13 protein-coding genes are annotated in these 13,805 nt (G+C 66.3%); 4 read left to right on the top strand and 9 right to left on the bottom strand.

Annotation, left to right across the window (positions count from 1 at the left end):
* Positions 1-9 precede the first annotated feature (9 nt).
* The 8 genes from VL15_RS04180 to VL15_RS04145 all read right to left on the bottom strand — a co-directional run bounded on the left by VL15_RS04180 (position 10) and on the right by VL15_RS04145 (position 8,724).
* Positions 10-507, bottom strand: a complete 498-nt coding sequence (locus VL15_RS04180) for a hypothetical protein (protein ID WP_048243269.1) — start codon at positions 505-507, stop codon at positions 10-12.
* Complete coding sequence (locus tag VL15_RS04175; RefSeq protein WP_048243268.1) at positions 504-1,646, bottom strand: MGDG synthase family glycosyltransferase; 1,143 nt, start codon at positions 1,644-1,646, stop codon at positions 504-506. Before VL15_RS04175 ends, VL15_RS04180 begins: the two co-directional genes overlap by 4 nt.
* Positions 1,647-1,992: 346 nt before the next feature.
* A complete protein-coding gene (locus VL15_RS04170; RefSeq protein WP_048243267.1) occupies positions 1,993-3,114 on the bottom strand; it encodes a hypothetical protein in 1,122 nt (373 codons plus the stop codon).
* A gap of 232 nt (positions 3,115-3,346) precedes the next feature.
* On the bottom strand, positions 3,347-3,850 hold the full coding sequence (locus VL15_RS04165; RefSeq protein ID WP_048243266.1) for a hypothetical protein: 504 nt from the start codon (positions 3,848-3,850) through the stop codon (positions 3,347-3,349).
* Positions 3,851-3,971: 121 nt separating this feature from the next.
* Positions 3,972-4,796: an OmpW/AlkL family protein gene (locus tag VL15_RS04160; protein ID WP_048243265.1), complete on the bottom strand. Its 825-nt coding sequence runs from the start codon at positions 4,794-4,796 to the stop codon at positions 3,972-3,974.
* A gap of 73 nt (positions 4,797-4,869) precedes the next feature.
* The gene (locus tag VL15_RS04155; protein ID WP_048243264.1) at positions 4,870-6,123 is read right to left on the bottom strand and encodes a DUF2957 domain-containing protein; all 1,254 of its coding nucleotides are present in this window, start codon (positions 6,121-6,123) and stop codon (positions 4,870-4,872) included.
* Between the two features lie 73 nt (positions 6,124-6,196).
* Positions 6,197-7,810 carry a DUF2957 domain-containing protein gene (locus tag VL15_RS04150; protein WP_048243263.1) on the bottom strand — a complete coding sequence of 538 codons (1,614 nt, stop codon included), beginning with the start codon at positions 7,808-7,810 and terminating at the stop codon, positions 6,197-6,199.
* A gap of 617 nt (positions 7,811-8,427) precedes the next feature.
* A complete protein-coding gene (locus VL15_RS04145) occupies positions 8,428-8,724 on the bottom strand; it encodes a cupin domain-containing protein (RefSeq protein WP_048243262.1) in 297 nt (98 codons plus the stop codon).
* A 434-nt stretch (positions 8,725-9,158) separates the two neighbouring features.
* On the opposite strand from VL15_RS04145, the gene VL15_RS04140 reads away from it, so the two are divergent.
* The 4 genes from VL15_RS04140 to VL15_RS04125 all read left to right on the top strand — a co-directional run bounded on the left by VL15_RS04140 (position 9,159) and on the right by VL15_RS04125 (position 13,348).
* Entirely contained in the window at positions 9,159-10,103 is a 945-nt protein-coding gene (locus VL15_RS04140) for an ABC transporter ATP-binding protein (protein ID WP_048243261.1), read from the top strand.
* A gap of 5 nt (positions 10,104-10,108) precedes the next feature.
* The gene (locus VL15_RS04135; protein WP_048243260.1) at positions 10,109-10,870 is read left to right on the top strand and encodes an ABC transporter permease; all 762 of its coding nucleotides are present in this window, start codon (positions 10,109-10,111) and stop codon (positions 10,868-10,870) included.
* 150 nt (positions 10,871-11,020) lie between these two features.
* Positions 11,021-12,445, top strand: a complete 1,425-nt coding sequence (locus VL15_RS04130) for an MFS transporter (protein WP_048243259.1) — start codon at positions 11,021-11,023, stop codon at positions 12,443-12,445.
* Between the two features lie 201 nt (positions 12,446-12,646).
* Positions 12,647-13,348 (top strand): MBL fold hydrolase, encoded by a 702-nt coding sequence (locus tag VL15_RS04125; protein WP_048243258.1) that lies wholly within the window; start codon positions 12,647-12,649, stop codon positions 13,346-13,348.
* A 43-nt stretch (positions 13,349-13,391) separates the two neighbouring features.
* On the opposite strand, the gene VL15_RS04120 is transcribed toward VL15_RS04125, so the two are convergent.
* On the bottom strand, positions 13,392-13,622 hold the full coding sequence (locus tag VL15_RS04120; protein ID WP_048243257.1) for a hypothetical protein: 231 nt from the start codon (positions 13,620-13,622) through the stop codon (positions 13,392-13,394).
* Positions 13,623-13,805 lie beyond the last annotated feature (183 nt).

Here is a 13,805-nt window from a genome sequence, read left to right as displayed (position 1 = left end):
GTTCAGCGTTCAATAAAATGCGCGCTTGCTGCGCTCGCGCGACAGGATGAACAGCACGATCGCGGCGGCGCTCATGGTCCAGTAGTCGGTTGGCGCGACGCCCAGCCAGTGGATATGCCACGGCACGTTGGCCGGGTTGAAGCGGGCCAGACCGTAGGCCGGATTCAGCACGAACCACAGAAAATCCTCGGTCAACCAGAACACCATGATGCACGCGATGATGCGGGCTTCGATGCGCCACGACCACCGCGCGTTGAAGATGGGCGGCAGGTGGAAGAACAGCGCGACGAACGGGAACACCCACGCGTGGTAGCCGGTCATCGGGCGCCCGCCCCAGAAGAGGTCGAGCAGCCAGTGATGCTCGATGCGCCAGGTCGGCAGGTTGGCGGCCCAGCCCGCGCTGCCCTCGATCTGGATCTCGACGTTCGCGAAAAAGAACGCGAGCAACATGACCCATGCGACGACGAACAGCGTATGACGCGTCGGCACAAAACGCGCGACGCTCATGCGGCAGGCTCCAGGCCCAGTACGCGGTCGAGCACGAAGCGTCCGGCCAGCGGCCGCCCGAGCGGAGCCAGACGGCGGCGCATGTCGGCCAGGCGCTCAGGCGTCTGCAGCAGCGCGCGGATCCGGTAGACGAGCGCATCGTCGTCGATGGCCTTGAGCGCCACGCCCTGTTCGAGCAGGAAATCGGCGTTGCGCTCTTCCTGGCCCGGAATCGGCGAATTGACGATCATCGGCAGCTTCATCGCGAGACATTCGGATGTCGTCAGGCCGCCCGGCTTCGTGATGACGAGGTCGGCGCAGGCCATCAGGCGTTCGACCTGTTGCGTGAAGCCCTGCGGAAAGAGCCGGCCGGGATGCCGCGCGGCGAGCGCCTGCAGCGACGCCAGCATCGCCTGGTTCTTGCCGGCCAGCGCGATCAGCTGGAAATCGGCGTCCATCTCCAGCAGCCGCGTCGCCAGCACGTCGAGCCCGCCGAGGCCGGCACCGCCCGACATCATCAGGAACGTCGGCCGCGCGGGATCGAGGCCGAACTCGGCCGCGCACGCTGCGCGATCGAGCGGCTGGCCGAACGCCGGCATGATCGGAATACCGCTGACGTGCACCGTTTCGGGCGCCATGCCGCGCGCGTGCATGCGCCACGCGATCTCGTCGTTGGCCGCGAAGTAGCCGCGCATGTTCGGCACGACCCACATGCTGTGCAGGTCGAAATCGGTGACCTGCACCCATACCGGCGTGTCGACGCGCCCCTTGCGGATCTCGCGCGACAGCAGTTCGGCCGGCAGGAAGTGTGTGCAGATGATCGCGTCCGGGCGCTGCCGTTCGATCTCCGCGAGCAACTGCCGGCAATTGAGCCGTTCGATCGCGCGCCGGATCTTCTGCGACGGCGCGGCGGGATCGACCTCGTCGGTCTTCTGGTACAGGTAGCCCCACAGCGCCGGCTGGCTGCTGACGAGCTTGATGTAGAGATCGGTGTACAGCTTGCGGAAGCCGGTGGAAACGAAGTCCATCACGTCCAGGTGCGTGGCTTCGATGCCTGCGGGATGGTGGTCCGCAAAGGCGCGGATCGCTTCGGCCGCACGGGTATGACCGGCGCCGGCGCTGACGCTCAGGAGAAGGATTTTCTTGTGTTGCTTTGACATCTGACTGACCGTTTCGATGAATGTGATCCGGACGCGGGTTCGGCAGCGGCGATCTCGCGCGACGGCTGTTGGCGTCCGGCTTTCAACTGGCTTGACGGACCTTCGGCGGTGCGGGCGGTCGGGTACTGCGGATCGAGCGATCGCCGGCATCGTCTGCGGAATCATACTGCGTCCGGTCGATGCGGCTCGGATCCGCGGGTGTCGCGCGATCGGTCAGGTCGGTGTGGCGGCACGGCGTGCCGCAGCTTGGCGCCCCACTCGCGCATGCGAATGGGGCGCCGTATTTCGGCGCGAACGGGGTGTTCGCGCGCGGGTCGTTTCGTGTCGTTCCGGCAAAGGCCGTGCGTCAGTCAGCCTTGTTCGCGTCGTCACCGGACCGGGCTGCCGCCACGGCGTGCGTCCGCATCCGCTTCGCGCGGACGATCGGATTCCATCGCGACGTCAGGCTCATCGCATTGCGCAAGCGGTCGAACGCGGCATCCTCCGTCGGCCCGAAGCGATTGACCGCCGGCCACGCGAGCACGTGATCGAGCCATGTCTGCCATGTGTCGCCATGAAAGCGCCGGCCGATTTCCCGCACCGCGTCCGGCGCCGCGATCACGATGCCGGCCAGCAGGTAGTGCGCCCAGAAGCTGCCCGCGCCGACGAGTCGATCGAGCCTGCACACGGATAGCGCCGCAAGCAACGCATCCGTCGACGCGAGGTCGGCGCGATGCGTGCGGATCGCCTGCGCGACGAGGTTGTGCTGACCGCCATACGCCGCAACGGAAACCCCGTTGCCGGCGGCGAGTTCGGCCGAGAACATCGCGAGCGCGGCCATCTCGTCGATGCGCGATGCATCGTCGCGCGGGCCGCATGCGCGCAACACGATCGCGTCGATGATGGCGCCGGGCCGAGCCGATGTTTCCGCACTCGTCGCCGCGACGACGGCCAGTTTTTCTCTCAGGTTCTTCGCAACGGGTATCTCGCCCTGCCCGTCGTTTTCATGTGCGGTGCGCCAGCCAACATTAGCGTCGTTGCATTCGACACCGCCCGCAATCCGTTCGAGTGCAGCCCACCCGACGTCGGGATCGTCGAATGCGCACGCATCGATCACGCCGTGCGCCGCCTCGAACACGGCGCGCGAGCCGGGGCAACAGCGTTCGGCTTCGGCGAGCTGCTGCGCGGAAGGCACATGCGAGCACGCGCCGAGCAGGTCGGTCGGGTCGCATGCGCAACCGCCGCTGTCCGTTGCGATCCACGGTACCAGCCGCTGAAGGGCCGCCGTCGCGTCGCGAGACAGGCTCTCGCCGGCCCGCACACGTATCGCATGCGATGCGACGACGGTCGTGTCGCCGGCATCGCCCGCCGCCATCGCGCAGGCGGCCGCGTCGAGATGTTCGATCAGGTACTGCAACCACGCGGCCGTGCGCAGCCGGTCAGGCGTCGCGCCGCGGGCATCACCATACTTCGCTGGGTCGGTGAGCATGGGTCGTCCGGGATAGTTCTGGCCAATCGGAATGATGTTGTTTCAGTCGAACGGGTGGCGCGGTATGCCGCGCCGACCCTCCAAGGCCACCCGCATCGGATCGCGACACGTGCGGCCAACCGGCCGTCGCGCCGATACGCGCGACGATATGAATGCATCGAGGTAACCGAAACCCGCCACGCTTGCCGCACGGCCCTCGCGCGCGACGGGCTTCCGGTTCGTTCCGCGACGCTTACTGCACGTGGAACTTCGGCGACGTCGTGACCGTGCCGGACACCGTGCAATTCGGCGTCAGGACGGAGTTATTGAACGTCAGCGACGAGTTCGGATCGCTCCATGCCGTGACCACCTTGCTCGGGCCGCACGCGCCGAGCAGCGCGACGTTCACCTGCACGTTGTTGATCGACAGCTGCGTCGTGCTGTCTGCCTGGCCCGTCCACGGCGACGTGCTGCTCGCCGTGCCGCTGATCAGGCCGCAGGTGGCACCGCCCGAGAACGTCGTCGACGTGATGTTGACGATACCGGTCGACGTGATCGTCCCGTTGAACGTCGCCGTGCAGGTCGCGCTGATCGCCCCCTTGCTGAGGCTCGTGAGCCCCGACACGGAGAACGGCTCGCCGTTCGGATTCATCGGCTGGCCATCGGCGCGCGTAACGGTGACGGCGAAAGCAGGCGCGGCCGAAACCGCGGTGAAAGCCACTGCAGCAACAAGCGACACGATTTTGCGAATGCTCATTTGAACTGCCCCCTCTCTTCACAAATGGCGGCACGCCGCCAGGAACGCAACCTTCCGGCCGGATGAATCCGGCCAGCCGGTCGCAGGAAACCGCCGGCGCGCGTCATGCGCGCCGGTCGGTTCAGAACTTGTAGGAAATCCCGACGAACGTGATCAGCGGATCGGCCTTCAGCCGCGTGCGCGTGGTCGCGAGCGTCGAACCGTCCGCCGCCTTGATCACGAGCGACGAGTAGGTCTTCAGCGGCATGTACGTCAGCGTCGCGGTGAGCCCCCAGTGCTTGTCGATCGCATAGCTCGCGCCGACGTTGTAGACCGGCGTGAACGACGACGACGCCTTGCCCTCCACCGACGTCGGCCCCGGCTTGCCGGCGCCGGCCGCGAGCACGCTGCCGAGGTTCTGGTTGATGTCCTTCGCGAAGTTGCCGTTCAGTTCGATGTTGCTGAACCAGCTGTAGGCCACGCCGATCCCGACGAACGGCCGGAACCGCGCGGTCGACGAGTTGAAGTAGTACTGCAGAATGATCGTCGGGCTCCACTGCCGCGCGTTCTTCACGGCCGGCTGGTTCGCCGGATCGTCCATGTTGACGCTGCCGAGCGCGCCGGCCGGGCCGGGCGGCTTGATCGTGCCGTGGCCGGTCAGCGTGAACTCGGGCGGCACGCCGAGCACCGACGTCACCGCGATGTGATCGGTGAAGAAGTGCGTGAGCGTGAGGCCGACCGTATCGGCGTTGTTGACCGTCAGGCTCGTGCCCGGCGACGTGAACGAACCGGGCAGGCGCAGCGGCCCGTTGATCGGCATGCTCGCGAGATTCGTCGTCAGACCGTTGGTCGAATCCTGCGGCATGATGTGCAACCACCCGAGCGTCGCGACGTTGTCGCCCGCCTGCTGGGCCGATGCGAGCGTCGACATGCCTGCGACGACACCCGCGACAATCAGCTTCTTCATCAAGTCTCCCCCTCATTCTGTCCGGGCGCCGCGCATCCGCGCGCGACGCCGCCGTGTCTCCGTCCGGGTGCGGTCACTGCACGAACGCGCCGACCGTGAAGTACGGATTGCTCGTATCGGCCATGTCGAGGAACCCGAACACACCGCCCGTGAACACGAACTTGCCGGTCGCCGGGCCCGACGCCGCATCCGCGTGCACGGTCGTCACGACGCCCGGCACTTTCTGCGTGTAGTCGAGGTTCAGCGCGCGCGTAAGTGCGGCCTGCGACGCGTTGAACGGATCGAGCAGCGTGGCCTGCGCGCCGACGAGCGCGGTCGCGCGGTAGTTGAACGCGCTGTCGACACCCGTGTACTCGCCGTTCTGCGAGCCCAGCGCGATCGCCGTCTGCGGGCTCAGGATCGAGATGCCCGATTCGTCGTCCGCGCTCGGCGGGCCCTGCGTGAGATCCGCGTTCGCCGCGCCGGTGCGAATGAAGATCGGCACGAGCTGGTTGCGCAGCTTGCCGACGATCAGGATCCCCTTGCCGGCCTTCGCCGGATCGAGCGCGGCGAGCGTCGGCGGAATCTGCGGCTGGTAGTTGAGCGACTGGAACGCCGGCGAATCCGGGCGCAGCGTGAACGGCTGGTTCACGGTCGCGCTCGACGCGAGCGGCTGCCCGCCGTTCTTCTTGCCGAAGTTGTCGGTCTCGACGTAGCTGCCGTCCGCGTTGATCGTCACCTTCTGATCGAGCGCCACCGGCTGGAAGCTCTGCGACGGCACCTGGTGATAGCCGAGCTGGTTGTAGGTTCCAGCGATCTTCGTGAGATCGGTTTCCAGCGACGAGAAGCTGATGAACGGGTAGTACGGGAACGTCGTCTGCGGAATCTTGCCGACGCCGATCACGCCGTTGAACTGGATCGTCGCGCCCGGGATCGCGCCGCCCAGCACGCCTTCGCCGAGGAACAGCCGCGCGGGCCGGCTCGGGTCGAGGCTCGCGTTCTGCATCCGGAACGTGCACTGGTTCAGCTTCACCGTCGGCAGCCCCGTTTCGTCGGCCAGCGTGCCGTCGACCACGTTCGCGGGCGCCGTATCGCGGGTCGGTTGCACGGTGCCCGTGGTGGTCGGCACCGGCGATGCGAGGTAGGTCATCCGGTACGTCATCTTCGTCGTGTCGAGCTGCACTTTCACGAGCTCGCCCGACCCCGACCCGCCGATGAACACCGTGTTGTAGTCGATCGTCTGCGGGCACAGCCGCACCACCGGCGCGGGCGGCGGGTCGCCGTCGCCGCCGCACGCAGCCAGCACGGGTGCAAGCGAGGCCGCGGCCATCCAATGTTTCAAATTCATAGGAATCCTCTTGAAATTCGATTCGCCGGCGGCGACGCATGCGCCGCCGGTGTTACGTGTTCAGTACGCCGGGTTACTGGACGAACGCGCCGACCGTGAAGAACGGGTTGACCTGGCTGTTGTTGACGACCATCGCGTAGACGTTGCCGGCCGTCACGATCCAGCCCGTGTCGCCCTTCTTGAAGATCGCGACGTTGCCGCTTGCACCCTTCGCGTTGAAGTCCTGCGTGGCCGTGACCTTGATCTTGCCGGGCGTGGCCTGCGTGTAGTCCAGCGCGAACTGCGAGGTCACCGACGACGTCTGCGGGTCGATGAACGCCGCGGTTTTGCCCTGGAACAGCGTGGACGTATAGTTCGCGGCGATCGTCGATACCGCGGTGCCGTCGTTGCAGCTGCCCGCCTGCGCCAGGAAGAAGGTGCCGTTGAAACTGCCGGGCAGATCCGGGTGCGGCACGTTGTTGTTGAAGCTCGGGCCCGAATTCGCGACCGCGAACGTCGCGGTGCTGGGCGCCACGACACCGCATGCGGACGCGCTCGTTGCGCCGATGAAGCCGCCCTTCAGCGAGTTTGCCGCGATGGCGGTGGTCGACGAGAGCATCGAGATCCCCACTTCGGCATCGGCGACCGACGCCAGCGCATTGCTCGAATCGACATGCGTGTAACCGACTCGAATCACGACCGGCACCCGCACACCGTTCAGCTTGCCGACGATCATGATCCCCTTCGCCTGGCTCGGCGTCGAGATCACGATGCCCGGCGCCTGACCCGCCACCGGATACGAGACCGCACCGAACTGGTTCGCCACCGCGTTGCTCACGAACACGTTGTCGGCCGATCCGTCGGCGTTCTTGCGCAATGCCCACGGCGATCCGGTGGTCTGGCACGAGTAGTCGCTATTCGGGGTGATCGTGCACGAACCGTCCGCATTGAGCGTCTGGTTCCAGTTGACCACGTCCGGCTCCCAGCCGACCGCCCCGGCACTGCTCTGGGCGCTGCCGCCGACGGGCGACAGGTGGATACCCACTTCGTTGTAGTTGCCCGCGACCTTCGTGAAATCGGTTTCGGTTTGGGTAAAGCCGATGAACGGATAAAAATCGAACGTGCGCGACGGCACGACACCCAGCACGAAGCCGGGGAACGGTTCGATCCCGGTGAACGCGATCGTCGCCCCGGGAATCCCGCCGCCCACCACACCATTGCCGACGAACAGCATCGGCGGATCCACGCGGTTGATCGTCACCGCATACGCGCCGTCGCTCGTCGCGCCATTGTCGAGCACGAACGCACAGCGGTTCTGCTCGGCGGTCGGGAGATTGGTCGGATGATGGAATGCGCCGCTGATCGTCAGGCCCGCACGCGTGTTGTTGACCTGCCCTGCCGACGTCGGCACCGACGATTCGATGAACTGCATCTGATAGGTGAGCTTCGTCGTGTCGAACTTCACCTTCACGTACTCGCCGCTGCCGGCGCCGCCCGTATAGGTCGTCGTGTAATCGAGCGCGTCCGGACACAGCTTCGTCACGACGGGCGGCGTCGTTTCGGCGCCGCTCGGCCCGCATGCGCTGCCCGAGCACTGCGGCACGTTGATCGGCCCCGGATCGTCGCCGCCGCCGCAACCGGCGACGAACGGCAGCGCCAGCACGGCGCACGACAGGATCGCCTTCCGCCATTCAGGAATGCAAAGCATCAACCCCTCCTTTTCAGGTACGACAAGTCTCGTCCGGCCGGGCTGCATGGCCCGCCGGTTGGTATCGCGCCGCCGCACGAATGCGCGGCGCATGACGGTGCGCGCAAGGCAACCGCTCCGCGGCTCACGCAAATGCGATGAAAACCGCGGCGGCAGACAAGCGTTCTCCCGCGGCGCCGTCATCCGGCACGGCGCCGTCGGAACAATCGAAACGGAAAGTGGTTCGCCGCTACACGGCGATGCGATAACGCAGGCAGGCGACCTGCGTCGCGCCTGCATTCAGCGAAAAACTGGGAAACGGCAGTCCGATTGGCCCCGCGGATACGCGCTTCATGAATTGGTCTCCGTACGTACGCTTGATTGGTTATCGTGATGCGTCGTTTGTCGAGACTATGAGCGGACCATTCAAACAAGTAAATGGATGCAGAGTTCCAAACGATGCAAGCCGCGCGACCCTAGCGTTTACACGGTATTTGACACATTTTCAAACAGCCTTCATTTTATTTGCTCAGACAAATACCGGAGCGGTATAACACGCGTTTGAACGAAGGCGGCCAACCCGCGCCCAGCCAAGCGGGCAGGCCCGCGACGGCCCGCCTGCATGCTGCGGCGCAACCTTACACGTCGATGATCGCGAGCGTGCCGTGGCTGCCGGGCAGCACCGCATGGCGCGTGCCGGCGAGCGCGAGATACATCTGCCCGGCCTCGACCACGACCGTTTCCGTGTCGACTTCGAGCATCAGCTTGCCGTCGAGCACCAGCAGCCCCTCGTTGTAGTCGTGCACTTCCGCTTCGTAAGGCTGCGCGTCCATCCGCAGCACCTTGATCCTGGCCGGCCCGACTTCGCCGACGATCGTGGATTTCCACGCGACGGCCTGCCCGGCCGCCACCGATTTGAAATCGATCAAAGACATTCGCCCCGCTCCGAGAACCGTGAAAGGAACGCATTATCGCGAGCGCGGCACACGCCGTCCCGGTACGGCGCGGCGCTGTTCGGGCGGCACAGTCGGCCGGCCGGCCGCCGCGCTGCCGCGTCGGAACGCGCTCGCCGCCCGATTCACGGAAAACGGCATGCATTGTTCGCTCACTTCAAATAAACAGGCGCTTTATTGAGCGACGCACGTGCATTTCACGCAAATCCGGCGCCGATCATGCGCGGCCTTTCCATCAGAATGCATTTCCATCTATCGATTGCTAATATGGCGGTCCCGCGATCCCGCATCACAGCGCCGTTCGACATGACGCCCGTCCGCCATGCCGTCCCCGGTCCCGGCCGCTTCGCAGCGGCGGCGACGCCGGGCACGCGCGGCGCACGCCGCCGCGCCGGCCGGCCGTGCCATCCGTGAGCATGCAACCGATCCTTTCCGTCTCCGACCTCTCCAAGACTTACGCGTCCGGCTTCCAGGCGCTGAAGCACGTGACCCTCGACATCCGCCCCGGCGAGATCTTCGCGCTGCTCGGGCCGAACGGTGCCGGCAAGACGACGCTGATCGGCTCGATCTGCGGCATCGTCACGCCGACCGCAGGCCGCGTGACGGTCGGCGGCCACGACATCCGCGATCAATACCGCGCGGCCCGCGAAATGATCGGCCTCGTGCCGCAGGAGCTGACGACCGACGCGTTCGAAACCGTCTGGGCGACCGTGTCGTTCAGCCGTGGCCTGTTCGGCAAGGCACCCGATCCCGCGCATATCGAGAAGACGCTGAAGGCGCTGTCGCTGTGGGACAAGCGCGACAACAAGCTGATGACGCTGTCGGGCGGCATGAAGCGCCGCGTGATGATCGCGAAGGCGCTGTCGCACGAGCCGCGCATCCTGTTCCTCGACGAACCGACGGCCGGCGTCGACGTCGAGCTGCGCCGCGACATGTGGAAGCTCGTCGATTCGCTGCGCGAAAGCGGCGTGACGATCCTGCTGACCACGCACTACATCGAGGAAGCTGAGGAGATGGCCGACCGGATCGGCATCATCCTCGGCGGCGAGCTCGTGCTCGTCGAGGAAAAGCGCGAGCTGATGCGCAAGCTCGGCAAGAAGCAGTTGACCGTGCAGCTCGAGCACCCGCTCACGGACGTGCCGCCGACGCTCGCGCCGTTCGGGCTCGAACGCGCGGACGACGGCGCCGCGCTCGTCTACACGTACGACTCGCAGCGCGACGACGCGAGCATCGCGAAACTGATCAACGCGCTCGGCTCCGCCGGCATCGGCTTCCGCGACCTGCACACGACGCAGAGTTCGCTCGAGGATATTTTCGTCAGCCTGATCGACAATCGCCGCAACGGCGTACAAGGAGCCTGACGCCCATGAACCTGCAAGGAATCCGCGCGATCTACCGCGCAGAAATGGCCCGCACGCGCCGCACGCTGATGCAGAGCATCATCGCGCCGGTGATCTCGACGTCGCTGTATTTCGTCGTGTTCGGCTCCGCGATCGGCTCGCGCATCAGCGACGTGAACGGCATCGGCTACGGGTCGTTCATCGTGCCGGGCCTCGTGATGCTGTCGTTGCTGTCGCAAAGCATCTCGAACGCGTCGTTCGGCATCTACTTCCCGCGCTTCACGGGCACGATCTACGAGATCCTGTCCGCGCCCGTGTCGTACTGGGAGATCGTGATCGCCTACGTGGGAGCGGCCGCATCGAAGTCGCTGCTGCTCGGCGTCATCATCCTCGCCACGGCCGGCCTGTTCGTGCCGCTGCACATCCTGCATCCGTTCTGGATGGTGCTGTTCCTCGTGCTGACGGCGATCACGTTCAGCCTGTTCGGCTTCGTGATCGGCATCTGGGCCGACAGCTTCGAGAAGCTGCAGCTCGTGCCGCTCCTGATCATCACGCCGCTCACGTTCCTCGGCGGCAGCTTCTATTCGGTCGACATGCTGCCGCCCGCGTGGCGCATCATCACGCTGTTCAACCCGATCGTCTACCTGATCAGCGGCTTCCGCTGGTCGTTCTACGGGATCGCGGACGTGCACGTGTGGATCAGCCTCGCCGCCACCGGGCTGTTCCTCGTGATCCTGCTCGCGATCGTCGCGTGGATGTTCCGCACCGGATACAAGCTGAAGAATTGACGCGGCACGCGCCGCCGCCGATGACGCATTTGAGCAAGCAGGCGGCGCTTTTCCTCTGATGCGGCATTTTGTGGTCGCGTCTACTGAATACCGAAGCATCGGGGCCCTGGAGCATGCGCTGCAAGGCCCCTTTTCATTTCAGAGGACGCCATGCCCGCCGCCACCGCTCCCGCTTCCGCCGCCGCCCGGCTCGAACGCCTGCCGTTCTCCGGCTATCACAAGCGGATCTTCTTCATCATCGCAATCGCGTTCTTCTTCGATTCGGTCGACCTCGGCACGATGACGTTCGTGCTCGGCTCGATCCGCAAGGAGTTCGGGCTGTCGACCGCGGCCGCCGGCCTCGTTGCGAGCGCAAGCTTCTTCGGGATGGTGCTCGGCGCGGCCGTCGCCGGCCTGCTCGCCGACCGCTTCGGCCGCCGGCCCGTGTTCCAGTGGAGCATGGTGCTGTGGGGCGCCGCGTCGTACCTGTGTTCGACCGCGCAGAGCGTCGACGCGCTGATCGTCTACCGCGTGCTGCTCGGGATCGGGATGGGCATGGAATTCCCGGTCGCGCAGACGCTGCTGTCCGAATTCGTGCCGACCGAGAAACGCGGCCGCCTGATCGCGCTGATGGACGGCTTCTGGCCGCTCGGCTTCATCACGGCCGGCATCGTCGCGTACTTCGTGCTGCCGCAGTTCGGCTGGCGCACGGTGTTCGCGCTGCTCGCGATTCCCGCGGTGTTCGTGCTCGTCGTGCGCCGCATCGTGCCCGAATCGCCGCGCTGGCTCGAACATGCGGGCCGGCACGCGGAAGCCGACACGGTGATGCATGTGATCGAGGCGAAGGTGATGCGCTCGGCCGGCGTCACGACGCTGCCGCCGCCGTCGCGGCTCGCCGAACCGGTGGCCGCGCGTGGCGGCAGCGCACTGCGCGAGATCTGGAGCGGCGTGTACCGCCGCCGCACCGTGATGGTGTGGCTGCTGTGGTTCTTCGCACTGCTCGGCTTCTACGGCCTCACGTCGTGGCTCGGCGCGCTGCTGCAGCAGGCCGGCTTCGAGGTCACGAAATCGGTGTTCTACACGGTGCTGATCTCGCTCGGCGGCGTGCCGGGCTTCCTGTGCGCCGCGTGGCTCGTCGAACGCTGGGGGCGCAAGCCGACCTGCATCGCGTCGCTGATCGGCGGCGGCGCGATGGCGTACGCGTACGGCCAGAGCGCGCTGTACGGCGGCAGCATGACGCTGCTGATCGGCACCGGCCTCGCGATGCAGTTCTTCCTGTTCGGGATGTGGGCCGCGCTGTACACGTACACGCCCGAGCTGTACGGCACCGGCGCGCGCGCGACGGGCTCGGGCTTCGCGTCGGCGATCGGGCGCGTCGGCTCGCTGATCGGGCCTTACGTGGTCGGCGTCGTGCTGCCCGTGTTCGGCCAGGGCGGCGTGTTCACGCTCGGCGCGCTGTCGTTCATCGCGGCCGCGATCGCCGTGTGGACGCTCGGGATCGAGACGAAGGGCCTCGCGCTGGAACAACTGGCGGCGGGCGACGAAGCCGGCGGCAACGGCCGGTATGCGGCGGCAGCGGCGGACAAGGTGTCCTGATCCGCGGATCGGAGGGGGTGTGCTTGCAGGCCGGGAAGGTACTCAGCGCCGTTCCCGGCCGCTGCATGAACCGACAGGCGTCGGGTCCGGAGCAACGCTGCTAGACTGCGTCGAGGCACCGGGTCGTGCGGCCGTTGATGCGTCGCGGCAATCGCGCGACGGTGCGGCCCCGCCCCCACTCCCCGCGCGAGGATCGAATCGATGGACAGCTCACGTATCGAAGAAATCCGCAGCGGCCTGTTTCGCGCGACGACCTACATCGACAAGCTGAAACTCGGCTTCAGCCAGTTCTTCGTCCGTTCGCCGGGCGGCGAAATCGTCTGCATCGAAACGGGCACCCGCTCCAACTTCCCGCAACTGAGCGCGAGCCTCGCGACCGTCGGCATCACGCCATCGATGGTGAGTAGCGTGATCGTTCCGCATTTCGAGGTCGACGAGATGGGCGCGCTGCCCGACTTCCTCGCGGCCAATCCGGCACTCGTCGCGTACGGCCATCCGATGTGCACGCACGGGCTGGCCGATATCTTCGGCGTGCGTGCGACACCGCTGAAGGACGGCGTGCCGACGACGATCTCCGGTATCGATATCGTGCCGATCTTCACAAAGCACGTCCATCAATGGGATGCGCTGGTCGTGTACCTGCCGGCCTATAAGGCGCTGCTGTCGTCGGACATCCTGATGCGCTTCGGCGACGACGCCACCGACGACCCGCTGCCGGCGATCATCGACTCGATCACCCGCTCGGACTACCTGCCGTCGCTCGCGCACATGGCGAGCGCGCTGCGCCGCATCCAGGCGCTCGATCTCGACATCATCCTGCCGATGCACGGCCCGGCCATCACGCACGACATCCCGCGCGTGCTGGCCGGTGCGATCGCGCATTGCGAAGCCGCCGCCGCGTAAGTCACGCAGGCGGCGAAACCAGCCGTGGTATGACGGATCCCGGTCAGGCGCCGGAGACGACGAACTCTTCGGCCGCCTTGCGCTGGACCGCGGCCATCACCGCCAGTTCGCGCTTGCTGCGCGCATCGCCGGACACGACGCCCGTCGCATGCTTCGCCTTCGCGCCCAGCGGGAAAAATACGAACGACGCGCCGTCCGGGGCCGCCGGTTCGGCACGCAAGCGTTTGTTCAGGATTTTCAGGTATTTCTTCTTCGAGACTTCTTTAGCAGCCATGGCACCCTCCGCGTAAACGTGGTGAGGATCAGCATACCAGTTTTGGTGAAGCGGTCGGCCAGCGCGCCCGCCGCCCGCGCAACGGCGCTTTTTCGTGCCGATGTCGATTTCGCCGCGCGCCGCCCGTCGTACCATCGCAAGAACGGGTCGGCTGTCCCGCAAGGCCGACGCCCCCTGCCACTT

Origin of the sequence: Burkholderia cepacia (assembly GCF_001039005.1) — a bacterium.
GTDB lineage: Bacteria > Pseudomonadota > Gammaproteobacteria > Burkholderiales > Burkholderiaceae > Burkholderia > Burkholderia theae.
This window is presented reverse-complemented; position numbering and strand designations above follow the sequence as displayed.

Excerpts from the sequence above, each read along its gene's own strand:
- VL15_RS04180 (WP_048243269.1), bottom strand. The coding sequence starts at position 507 with ATGAGCGTCGCGCGTTTTGTGCCGACGCGTCATACGCTGTTCGTCGTC.
- VL15_RS04175 (WP_048243268.1), bottom strand. The coding sequence starts at position 1,646 with ATGTCAAAGCAACACAAGAAAATCCTTCTCCTGAGCGTCAGCGCCGGC.
- VL15_RS04170 (WP_048243267.1), bottom strand. The coding sequence starts at position 3,114 with ATGCTCACCGACCCAGCGAAGTATGGTGATGCCCGCGGCGCGACGCCT.
- VL15_RS04165 (WP_048243266.1), bottom strand. The coding sequence starts at position 3,850 with ATGAGCATTCGCAAAATCGTGTCGCTTGTTGCTGCAGTGGCTTTCACC.
- VL15_RS04160 (WP_048243265.1), bottom strand. The coding sequence starts at position 4,796 with ATGAAGAAGCTGATTGTCGCGGGTGTCGTCGCAGGCATGTCGACGCTC.
- VL15_RS04155 (WP_048243264.1), bottom strand. The coding sequence starts at position 6,123 with ATGAATTTGAAACATTGGATGGCCGCGGCCTCGCTTGCACCCGTGCTG.
- VL15_RS04150 (WP_048243263.1), bottom strand. The coding sequence starts at position 7,810 with ATGCTTTGCATTCCTGAATGGCGGAAGGCGATCCTGTCGTGCGCCGTG.
- VL15_RS04145 (WP_048243262.1), bottom strand. The coding sequence starts at position 8,724 with ATGTCTTTGATCGATTTCAAATCGGTGGCGGCCGGGCAGGCCGTCGCG.
- VL15_RS04140 (WP_048243261.1), top strand. The coding sequence starts at position 9,159 with ATGCAACCGATCCTTTCCGTCTCCGACCTCTCCAAGACTTACGCGTCC.
- VL15_RS04135 (WP_048243260.1), top strand. The coding sequence starts at position 10,109 with ATGAACCTGCAAGGAATCCGCGCGATCTACCGCGCAGAAATGGCCCGC.
- VL15_RS04130 (WP_048243259.1), top strand. The coding sequence starts at position 11,021 with ATGCCCGCCGCCACCGCTCCCGCTTCCGCCGCCGCCCGGCTCGAACGC.
- VL15_RS04125 (WP_048243258.1), top strand. The coding sequence starts at position 12,647 with ATGGACAGCTCACGTATCGAAGAAATCCGCAGCGGCCTGTTTCGCGCG.
- VL15_RS04120 (WP_048243257.1), bottom strand. The coding sequence starts at position 13,622 with ATGGCTGCTAAAGAAGTCTCGAAGAAGAAATACCTGAAAATCCTGAAC.